Genomic DNA, 8,811 nt, shown 5'->3' with positions numbered 1-8,811 from the left:
CGCCCAGTGGGAACAGCAGGCCGCCGACCTCGTCGCCCAGCACTGGAACAGCTGACCCAAACAGCCGAGCACCACAGCTGACAACCGAACAAGCACCCAACGCCACTGGCCGGCACCCCAACACGGGTGCCGGCCAGCAGTCGCTTCCGGATCTTGGAAAGTCACCGTCAGCGCTGACCGACGTCCGATCCCGGTCAGGAGGTCGTCCGGGGCCGGGGGTGACCTCCGGCGATGTCGACCACGGCGGCGATCAGCGCCAGCACGACGATCCCGGCGGCCAGCAGCAGCGAGTGCCGGAACGCGGTCGCCCAGTCGCCCCGGGTGCTGCCGAGCACCGAGAAGAACAGCGCACCCACCCCCGCGATGCCGGCGGCCGAGCCAATCCGCTGGCCGGTCTGCAGCATGCCGGCCCCGCTGCCGGCCTGCGGCACCGGCACCTCGGACAGCGTCAGCGTCTGGTTCGGCGCGATGACCAGGCCGCTACCCAACCCGGCCAGCAGGAACGGCACCGCGGTCAGCAGCGGCACCGAGACGTGCGACGAGCCGCCCAACACCCAGACGACCGCACCGAGGCCGATCACCACCACCAGCAGGCCGACGGCGACCAGCGGCCGGCCGTACCGGGTGACCACCCGGCCGCTCAGCGCCGACGCCGCCGCCGAGCCGAGCGCGAACGGGGTGATCGCCAGCCCGGCGGCGAGGGCCGAGTAGTTCAGCCCGATCTGCAGGTAGAGGGTGAAGATGAAGAAGATCGCGGTGAACCCGGCGAAATAGAGCAGACCGATCAGCGTCCCCAGGGTGTACGAGCGCAGTCCGAACAGCCGCAGGTCGAACAGAGGCGGCCGGTGGCGGGCGTACCGCCGCTCCCAGAGGCCGAAGGCGACCAGGAAGAGCAGCCCGGTCGGGATGAGCAGCCACTTCGCCGCGCCCTGCCACTGCTGCCGCTGCACCAGCGGGAGCAGCACCAGGGTCACCCCGACCCCGAGCAGCAGCACGCCGATCGGGTCGAGCCGGTGCCGGTTCTGCGCGCCGGTCGGGCGGGCCGGCATCAGCCGCCAGCCGAGAAACACGGCGAGGATGCCGACCGGGACGTTCACGAAGAACACCCACCGCCAGCCGTGCTGCTCGCCGCCGAGCTGGATGAGCAGCCCACCGAGCAGCGGGCCGATGGCGGTGGAGATGCCGATGGTGGCGCCGAGCAGCCCGAACGCGCGGCCCCGTTCGGCGCCCCGGAACAGCTGCTGGATCAGGCCGCTCACCTGCGGGTTGACCACTCCGGCGGCGGCGCCCTGGACGAGCCGGGCGATGATCAGCCACTCGGGGGAGCGGGCCAGTCCGGCCAGCGCGCTGGTCACCGTGAAAAGCGCCACGCCGACCACGAACCCGATTCGGCGACCGCGTGCGTCACCGAAGCGTCCCGCCGACACCAGCACCAGGCCGAAGGTGAGCGCATACCCGGACAGCACCCACTGCAGGTCGCTCGGCGTCGCCCGCAGGGCCCGGTCGATCGACGGTACTGCGACGTTGACGATGCTGACGTCCAGCAGTGTCATGAACGCGGCAACCAGGCCGACGCCGAGCGCCTGCCAGCGGCGGCGGTTGTCGTACTCGGTGTCCGCCGGTGGCGGCGACCGATCCGCGCTCATCGTGCCCCCCGATGACCGTCGATCACGCATTCCCGATCGCTACCCGGTCCCCGAAGGGGCAAACGACGCGTCACGCCATCTGACGCGCGCACCACCGCGGGCCGAAGTCCAGACCGGCCATGGGGGAGTCCTCGCGGTGCAGCAGGCCCCGCTCGGTGAGCAGGTGCAGTGGCTCGCGCAGCTCCTCCTCGGTCATCCCGGTCTCCTCGGCGATCAGGTCAGGGTAGGGGACGTGACCCCGCACCTCCAGCGCGGTCACCGCCTGGTACACCCGCTCCTCGACCTCAGACAGCTGTACCCGCTGCATCGCTTCCCTCCTCGGTGACCCGCCCGAACCCGCGGGCGGTCTGCGCCCGGCGGTTACCCGGCCGGCGTCCGATGATGCCCACCCGTTCGGGCGGTCGCGTCGGGCGCGTGACCAGCGTTCGCGCCCGCTCGTGCCCTAGGCTGCAGCAGTGATCAACTGGGATCTCGTCGTCGTCGGCGGCGGCCCCGCCGGGCTCACCGCCGCCCGTGTCGCGGCCGGTGCCGGCGTCCGCACGCTGGTGGTCGAGCGCGCCACCCATCCCCGCTACAAGACCTGCGGCGGCGGGCTGATCGCCACCTCGCTGGCCGAGGTGGCCGCTCGGATCGAGGTGCCCGTCCACGACCGGGTCGACCGGGTCACGTTCACCCGGGACGGGCGACGCGCCTTCACCCGCCGGCACCCGTCGCCGCTGGTGAGCATGGTCCGCCGCGAGGAGTTCGACGACCGGCTGCGCGCCGCCGCGGTCGCCGCCGGGGCCGAGATCCGCGAGGGCGTCGCGGTCCGCGCCGTCGAGCAGGACCCCGACGAGGTACGCCTGCGGCTGGCCGACGGCGAAACCGTGCGCGCTCGCACCGTGGTCGGCGCCGACGGCTCCTCCGGCGTCACCGCCCGGCACGTCGGGGTGGCCTACCGTCAGGTCGACCTGGGGCTGGAACTGGAACTGCCGGTCCCGCCCGTCGAGCAGGACCGCTGGCGGGGCCGGCTGCTGATCGACTGGGGGCCGGTCCCCGGGTCGTACGCCTGGGTCTTCCCGAAGGGGGACCGGCTGACCGTCGGCGTCATCTCCGCACGCGGCGAGGGCGAGCGGACCCGGGCCTACCTGCGCGACTTCGTGGCGCGGCTGGGCCTGTCCGGGGTGACCCCGGAGCAGGACTCCGGCCACCTGACCCGCTGTCGGGCGGCCGACTCGCCGCTGCGCCGCGGCCGGGTGCTGGTCGCCGGCGACGCGGCCGGCCTGCTGGAGCCGTGGAGCCGGGAGGGGATCAGCTTCGCCCTGCGGTCGGGCCGGCTGGCCGGGGAGGCGGTCGCCGGCGGCGACCCGGACGCCTACGAACGGGCGGTACGCCGGGATCTGGTGCCCGCCATGGGGGCCGGACACCGGCTGCTGGAGATCTTCGAGCGCCGACCCGACGTGTTCCACGCGATGCTGGCCACCCCGCCGGGCTGGCGGATGTTCGCCCGCTTCTGCCAGGGCGAGGCCAGCTTCGACCGGACCCTGGCCCGCCGTCCGGTCCGAGCCGGCCTCGCCCTGCTGGACCGGCTCCCGCCGATGCGGCGGAACGGATCGACAGCCCGGCAGCCCTGAGGGCGCCGGTCTCCAGCGGCAGGGGCGGTGGCTCGTCGGCGACCGGCCGGACGGGACTGAGTCCGATGCCGCCGACGGGGGACGACGCGGCACTGGTTCTCCAGCCCCGCAGGCAGGCGCGGCAGCGGCCGCGCGCATCGTCGTACTCCAGCGCGTCGCTGCCGGTCGTGGCGGCGGTCTACCCACCCGGCGCGGGTTGATGCCGACGGTGGACGGACAGGCGCACAATGCCCTCATGAGCGAGCCGAGCGAGTCGTTCACCGACGAGGAGTACGCGTTCCTGCGGCACGTGCGCTTCGGCGAACTGCCGCCCACGGTCCGCCCCGAGGAGCGGGTCGAACTGACCGAGACCGACGCCCGCCGGGACCGGCCCGAGCCGACCGGTGGCCCCGAGGAGTGGGCCCTGCGCAACAGTCCGGGCTGAGCCCGGAAACGGCCGACGGGCCGCAGGGGTGACCCCGCGGCCCGCCGAACCGGCACGGATCAGAAGACCGGCACGCCCGCGCGGACCAGCTTCCAGTTCGGCACGAAGAAGTCGGCCGGGTTGATGGCGCCCTTGGCCTGCGCCCACTCGATGAGCAACTGGCGGATCTCCTGCTGCTCGTTGTAGACCTGGGTCTTGACGACGCCGGGGAAGTTGCCGCCACCGCTGCGCCGGTAGTTGTTCACCGCGATGACGAACTGGGCGTCCGCGGCGACCGGGGTGTCGGTGCCCGGCAGGACCAGACGGGTGATCCGCTGGCCGACCGGCTTCGAGATGTCGATGTCGTAGTCGACACCCGAGATGACGTCGTAGTTGTAGTCCGGCACGGCCGGGTCGCTGATGTTCGCCGGGTCGACGGTGTCGCCCACCGCGAAGGTCTTGAAGTACTTGGCCGAGTACTCCAGGTACGCCTTCACCTCGGCGCCGCTGATCACGACAGCCTCGAGGGTGTTGTCGTAGACGTACAGGCCCGCGAGGTCGCGGATCCGCACGTCACCCTGCGGGAAGACGGCGGTACGGCTGAACGGCGCCGCGATCGACAGCACCGGCAGGCCCGCGTAGGCGGTGCCGGCCAGGGCCTTGGTGACCACGTCGGTCTGGACGTGGTTGATGAAGTCCAGGATCGGCGTGTCCTTGTACCGCGACTCGACGGCCGACAGTTCCACGGTGCACTGGGCGACGACCTTGTTGACGTAGTCGACCGTCTTGGTGTGCTGGCCACGCACCGCCGCGAGGACCGCCGGGTCCTCGACCACGGTGTTGGTGTTCAGCATGGTGGAGCCCTTGGCGACCACCTTCCAGCGGCCCTTCTCCCGGGTCAGGGTGAAGTCCATCCGGGTGAGCCGCTGGCCCCACCGCGACGGCTCCGAGGTCAGCACCTGCTCGCCGGTGGTCTTGTTGGTGACGAACTTCTCCGGCACCTCGTTGTGCGCGTGGCCGAAGAGGATCGCGTCGATCCCCGGCACCTGCTCCGCGATCAGCGCCACCGGGTTCTCGTTCGGCAACTCCGGGCCGTAGCTGGAGGTGCCGCTGTCGCCGCCGTGCGCCGAGATGATGACCAGGTCGGCGCCGCGCTCCCGCATGATCGGCACCCACTTGGCCGCGGTCTCGATCATGTCGGCGAAGATCAGCTTGCCCTCGACGTTGCCCTTGTCCCAGATGGCCACGCCCGGGTTGGTCAGGCCGAGGATGCCGACGTTCAGCGCCGGCGCGCCGTGCCCGCCAAGGTTGACCGGCTTGATCACATACGGCAGGTAGGCCGGCTTGCCGGTCTTCTCGTTGATCGCGTTGGCGGCGAGGGCCGGGAAACCGAGCTGCTCGATCCACTTGGCCAGCAGCGGCAGGCCGTAGTTGAACTCGTGGTTGCCCAGCGTGACGGCGTCGTAGTTCAGCACGTTCATCGCGTTGGCCATCGGGTGCGTCTCACCGGTGACGGTGATCGGCTCCTGCTTGGCGTAGTAGGTGGCCAGCGGGGTGCCCTGGATGGTGTCTCCGGCGTCCAGCACCAGGGTCGCCTTGCCCTTGCGCTCCGCGCGGATCTGGTTGACCAGGGTGGCCAGCTTCGCGACGCCGACGTCGTTGTGCTTGCTGTCGTCGAACTCGGCGTCCTTGTAGTAGTCCCAGTTGTAGACGTTGCCGTGGGTGTCCGAGGTGCCCAGGATCGTCAGGTCCCAGGTCTTCGCAGGGGCTGCGCCGGCGGCCCGGGCGGGGGCACCGGCGAGCAGCGGAGCGGTCGCGGCGGCGGCCGCGACGGCCAGCACCTGGCGGCGCGAGGCGCCGGAGGAGGAAGTCATGAGGTGCCTTTCCATGGGGGTGTAGGCGCCTCGTGGGCGCCGTTGCGCACCATAACGACCTGCTGTCCTGTGCGCCACATCGCCCTGCGGTGTTTCACCACGTCAGCGCCGGACGTGGCCTGACGGTCACATCCGGTACACCCGAAAGTCGTTTCCGCCTCCTGCGCGCGGGTAGGGCGGAACCGGACCGGACCGGATGAAGCGGCACGAGGAGACGCCGGTGAGCGAGGACCAGTACACCCAGCAGGACCCCACCCGCCAGTACGGCCAGCAGCAGGGGCAGCCCACGCAGCAGCAGCCCCCGCCGGGTTCCGAGCAGCGGATGGGACCGAAGCCCGACCACGGCGAGGAGTCCTACCGGGGCAGCGACCGGCTCGCCGGCAAGCGCGCCGTCATCACCGGGGGTGATTCCGGCATCGGCCGGGCCGTCGCCATCGCGTACGCCCGGGAGGGCGCCGACGTGCTCATCTCCTACCTCGGCGAGCAGGAGGAGGCCGACGCCCGGGACACCGTCCGGCTGATCGAGTCGGCCGGCCGCAAGGGTGTCGCGGTGCGTACCGACCTCACCGACGAGAGCCACTGCCAGCAGCTGATCGACCGGGCGCTGGCCGACCTCGGTGGCATCGACATCCTGGTCAACAACGCGGCCTTCCAGATGGCCCAGGACAAGGGCCTCGCTGGCATCACCACCGAGCAGTTCGACCGGGTGTTCAAGACCAACGTGTACGCCATGTTCTGGCTGTGCCGGACGGCCGTGCCGCACCTGCCCGAGGGGTCGGCGATCATCAACACCTCCTCGATCCAGGCCTTCAACCCGTCGCCGCAGCTGCTCGACTACGCCACCACCAAGGCGGCCATCGCGAACTTCACCAAGGCGCTCGCGCTGGACCTGGCCGACCAGGGGATCCGGGTCAACGCCGTCGCGCCCGGCCCGATCTGGACGCCGCTGATCCCGGCCACCATGCCCCCGGAGAAGGTGAAGCAGTTCGGCACCGACGTGCCGATGGGCCGCCCCGGCCAGCCGGCCGAGCTCGCCCCCGCGTACGTCTTCTTCGCCTCGCAGGAGTCCAGCTACGTGACGGGGGAGATCCTCGGGGTCACCGGCGGCAAGCTCACCCGGTGAGGCGCTGCCGGAGCCGCCCGGTCAGCGGGGCCAGGCGGCCATCCGGCGGCGCACCTCGGCCACCTGGTCGGCGTCCAGCCCGTAGCGGCTGAAGCGCCGGTCCGGCACCTCGTCCAGGTAGCGGCCCGCCGCCCGCACGTCCTCGAGGTCCAGCGCCGGATCCACCTGCCGGGCCAGCGCCAGCAGCTCTGTCACGTCGTACCGGTCCAGGGCGGCGGAGACGTCGACGTAGTCGCGTACCTCCCGGCGGTTGACCAGCGCGGCGGTCTTGTTGGCGATCAGGTCGCGGACGTCCATCACCGGCCCCAGGTCCATCACCACCGGGCTGCGGTACCGGTCCAGCCGGGCCAGGCTGAGCCGGATCTGCCGGCCGTCCCGGCTCACCACGAAGTCCCGCATGTCCCGGTCGAAGCCGTCGAAGAGCTCCGCCAGCTCGCTGCCCGGATCCGCGTCCACCACCTGGTAGCCGGCCCGCTCCAGCGCGGCCCGTACCCCGGCCGCCGCCGCGGCGGCGGCACCCTCCACGTCCGCGAACAGGTCCACGTCCTCGGTGGGGCGGGTGACCAGGCCGTGCGCCGCCCACGCCACGCCGCCGCCCAGCACGAACCGGTGCGGACCGGCGGCAGCGAGAGCCACCCGGGCCACGTCCCGGTAGAAGTCGTGCAGATGGCTCACGCGGTACGCAGATCCCGGTGCCGGCTCTCCCAGGCCAGGCGGACGCCCCGGGGCAGGTTCAACCGCCGCCACACCCTGCGCAACGTCCGCCCGTCGATCAACTCGCGCAGGTCGTCGACGCGGGTGGTCTCCCGCAGCACGTTCTCGTACATCCAGAGCAGGTCGTCCGGCTCGCCGAGATCGAAGGCGCGCTCGCTGCTCCACATCAGCCGTACCGGCAGCTCGACGATGCCGCGGGCGGGGCCGGTGAGCTCGGCGAGGGTGCGGGCCACCACGGCGGGACGCCCGGGGCGGGCGAGGTACGCGCTGGTGACGGCCGACATGCTGTCAGGGTAACCCCTGTCGCCGGTTTTCCCGATGTCCTGTTCGTCGATGTGGTGCGGATGTGGCCCGCGGTGCCCCGTCATGGGTCGCTGCCGGCTTTGGTCGCGATTGAGGCTGTGGCTCGCCGTGCACCTGTCGCGAGTGGCTGCCGACTGTGGGTTGTGCTCGCCGTAGCCCGCATGGTCGCTGCCGATCGTGGTCGCTGCTGGGGCGCACGGGTGGACCTGGGAGCCGGTGCGCTACGCCTTCGCCGTGGTGTGGGCCGCCGTGCCCGGCTCCGGGCGGTCAGGCTTGATCCCTGCGCCGGTCACGGCGGGCCACACCACGCGTCGTGGTCTGGCGCCGTTCGGATGTGCAGCCTGCGTGGTTCGCGTCAGGTGTGCGTCCTGGCCTTCGTCGCCGGCTTCTGTGGGCTGCGCGGTTCGGCCTCGGGGTACGTCGTGCGATTCTGCGTCCGGCTTGTGGCGGTTGCGTGGTTCGTGCCGGGTGCGGGCTGGGGGCTCGCCCTGGTTGGCTGGTCGTGGCTGGCCTGTCGTTGGTCCCCCGGGTGGGTGCTCGGCGCACTTTCGCGGAAAGTGGGCCCTCGCGGCGCTCTGAGGGGCCACTTTCCCCTAACGTGTCGCCTCCGTGGTTGGGCAGAGCGCGGTGATCGACTCGGTGTGCGGTATGTGGTGGTGTGGTGGGCGCTTGGATACCGCCGTTTGCGGGATCTGGAGTGGATCAACGGAGGGCGTCGGCCACGTGGCCGGGGGTTGTGGTGGGTGGTGTCCGGTTTGCGGGTGACGGCCGGGGTCCTGGGCCGGGAATGGTGGGCGGCTGGGGGTCGTTGAATACGGGTGCACGGCCGAGGTAGGCCCCCCGCGAACCGGGGTCGCCCGGGTGGGCCCGGGGCGGAATGACGATGGGCCGCCGGTCGTTGCAGATGGCCACCCGACCGATGCCCGTGCGGCGGGGTCGGCCACGCCGGAATGTTGGCGGGCCGCCGGTCGTTGCAGATGACTCGCGACCGAGGAAGCCGCCCCGTGTGGCGGGGTGCTCGGGCCCGGAATGTTGGTGGGCCGCCGGTCGTTGGATATGGTCCCGGCGCCGCGCAGGAGGCGAACCCCCCTCGCCCCGCGAGCCAGCCGGTTGAAGACTTTCCCCCTTTTTTGAG

Annotated in this window: 8 protein-coding genes; 3 read left to right on the top strand and 5 right to left on the bottom strand. The window is 71.8% G+C overall.

From position 1 onward, the window contains the following. Positions 1–194: 194 nt before the first annotated feature. Together ACFYML_RS36285 and ACFYML_RS36280 are read right to left on the bottom strand one after the other, a co-directional pair. On the bottom strand, positions 195–1,646 hold the full coding sequence (locus ACFYML_RS36285; protein WP_387424957.1) for an MFS transporter: 1,452 nt from the start codon (positions 1,644–1,646) through the stop codon (positions 195–197). A 70-nt stretch (positions 1,647–1,716) separates the two neighbouring features. Continuing rightward, positions 1,717–1,953, bottom strand: coding sequence for a hypothetical protein (locus ACFYML_RS36280; RefSeq protein ID WP_073839276.1), 237 nt, complete (start codon positions 1,951–1,953; stop codon positions 1,717–1,719). A 148-nt stretch (positions 1,954–2,101) separates the two neighbouring features. Between ACFYML_RS36280 and ACFYML_RS36275 the strand changes: the two genes are divergently transcribed. Together ACFYML_RS36275 and ACFYML_RS36270 are read left to right on the top strand one after the other, a co-directional pair. Beyond that, positions 2,102–3,259 (top strand): geranylgeranyl reductase family protein, encoded by a 1,158-nt coding sequence (locus ACFYML_RS36275; RefSeq protein WP_387424956.1) that lies wholly within the window; start codon positions 2,102–2,104, stop codon positions 3,257–3,259. A 235-nt stretch (positions 3,260–3,494) separates the two neighbouring features. After that, positions 3,495–3,683, top strand: coding sequence for a hypothetical protein (locus ACFYML_RS36270; RefSeq protein WP_387424955.1), 189 nt, complete (start codon positions 3,495–3,497; stop codon positions 3,681–3,683). Between the two features lie 59 nt (positions 3,684–3,742). On the opposite strand, the gene ACFYML_RS36265 is transcribed toward ACFYML_RS36270, so the two are convergent. Beyond that, positions 3,743–5,536, bottom strand: coding sequence for a bifunctional metallophosphatase/5'-nucleotidase (locus tag ACFYML_RS36265; protein ID WP_387424954.1), 1,794 nt, complete (start codon positions 5,534–5,536; stop codon positions 3,743–3,745). A 220-nt stretch (positions 5,537–5,756) separates the two neighbouring features. Here ACFYML_RS36265 and ACFYML_RS36260 point away from each other — a divergent pair, with 220 nt between their 5' ends. Next, positions 5,757–6,659 carry an SDR family oxidoreductase gene (locus ACFYML_RS36260; RefSeq protein WP_387424953.1) on the top strand — a complete coding sequence of 301 codons (903 nt, stop codon included), beginning with the start codon at positions 5,757–5,759 and terminating at the stop codon, positions 6,657–6,659. 21 nt (positions 6,660–6,680) lie between these two features. Here ACFYML_RS36260 and ACFYML_RS36255 read toward each other — a convergent pair whose 3' ends face one another. Then, positions 6,681–7,334 (bottom strand): nucleotidyl transferase AbiEii/AbiGii toxin family protein, encoded by a 654-nt coding sequence (locus tag ACFYML_RS36255; RefSeq protein ID WP_387424952.1) that lies wholly within the window; start codon positions 7,332–7,334, stop codon positions 6,681–6,683. Beyond that, the gene (locus ACFYML_RS36250; protein WP_387424951.1) at positions 7,331–7,657 is read right to left on the bottom strand and encodes a hypothetical protein; all 327 of its coding nucleotides are present in this window, start codon (positions 7,655–7,657) and stop codon (positions 7,331–7,333) included. The genes ACFYML_RS36255 and ACFYML_RS36250 overlap by 4 nt, the downstream gene beginning before the upstream one ends. Positions 7,658–8,811 lie beyond the last annotated feature (1,154 nt).

The organism is Micromonospora sp. NPDC007230 (genome assembly GCF_042869115.1).
In the GTDB taxonomy this organism is placed as follows: Bacteria; Actinomycetota; Actinomycetes; order Mycobacteriales; family Micromonosporaceae; genus Micromonospora.
The sequence above is the reverse complement of the archived record's forward strand: the minus strand, read 5'-3'. Positions and strand labels throughout refer to the sequence as shown.